Below are 1036 nucleotides of genomic sequence, written 5' to 3' on the forward strand. Positions count from 1 at the left end.
CGTAAGAAAGTTATCCCTGGGGCATTTGGTGAACCAAAGCCAGCAACCGACTCTGCTCTCGAAAATACTTCTAGCGAAGACAACCCAGCCTCAGCAACGATTACGGTTACTGCTGTTGAAGTTACAGAGTTGACCGAAGAAGAACAAAGCTTACGCTTGCAATTGGAACGTCAGGTAGAAAGGGCATTTTTGTCAGCAGGTCAGGCGCTGATGGAGTTGAGGGACAGACGGCTGTACCGTTCCACGCACCGTACTTTTGAAGAATACTGCCGCGATCGCTTCAATTATAGCCGTGATGCCGCCTACCTAAAGATTTCGGCTACTGTGGTTTATGAGAATCTCCAAAAGTTTTTGCCGACCAATGGTCGGCAAATTCCAATGCCGACCAACGAACGACAATTGCGCTTTTTGGCGAAAGCTGAATTGGAACCTTCTGTGCAAGCGGATGTATGGCAGCAGGCAGTAGAGCAAGCTGGCAATAAGATTCCATCTGGTCGCATAGTGAAAGATGTAGTGGATAGGATACGCGAAAGGACGAAAGTACCCAATCCTTACCATATTGGTGAAATATGCATTCTTCTGCCCAGAGATAACCCAGACTTGAGAGGTAAAGCGGGTTATTGGGGCGTGGTAAGTCACGTTTGGGAATACAGCTGTACAGTCCAGACCTGGGACGGCGACTATACCGTGAAGATTGAACACCTGAAGTTACTGGAATTGCTTGATGAAGATTGTAGATTCATGCAGCAGCTATGTGTGAGGTTACGGCAGTTGCATCAAGTGGCGACCCGTGACTCTTCTGTGGATTGGCTGTTGCAGGGGTTGGGGAAACAAGCCAAACCTTATCTGTCATCCTTGCAGGCAAAATTGCTGGCGGCTATGGAACGGGAGTACAAAATCGAGTGGAGGCAACAGAAATGATGGTGCAGCGAGGAAACAATAATTTAATGCAACAAAGTTTACTAAACTCGTTCACTTTCAAATATTTCTCGCCACAATTCAAATTCTGGACAATTACACCAAAGGGTAACGAACC

Annotated in this window: 1 protein-coding gene; it reads left to right on the plus strand. The window is 46.9% G+C overall.

Annotated elements, in window-relative coordinates; genetic code table 11:
- Positions 1–921, plus strand: a 921-nt coding sequence (locus tag ACWATR_RS40355) for a hypothetical protein (RefSeq protein ID WP_460346091.1), incomplete at its 5' end; no start/stop codon positions are given.
- Between the last annotated feature and the right edge of the window lie 115 nt (positions 922–1036).

This window comes from Nostoc sp. UIC 10890 (assembly GCF_054786515.1).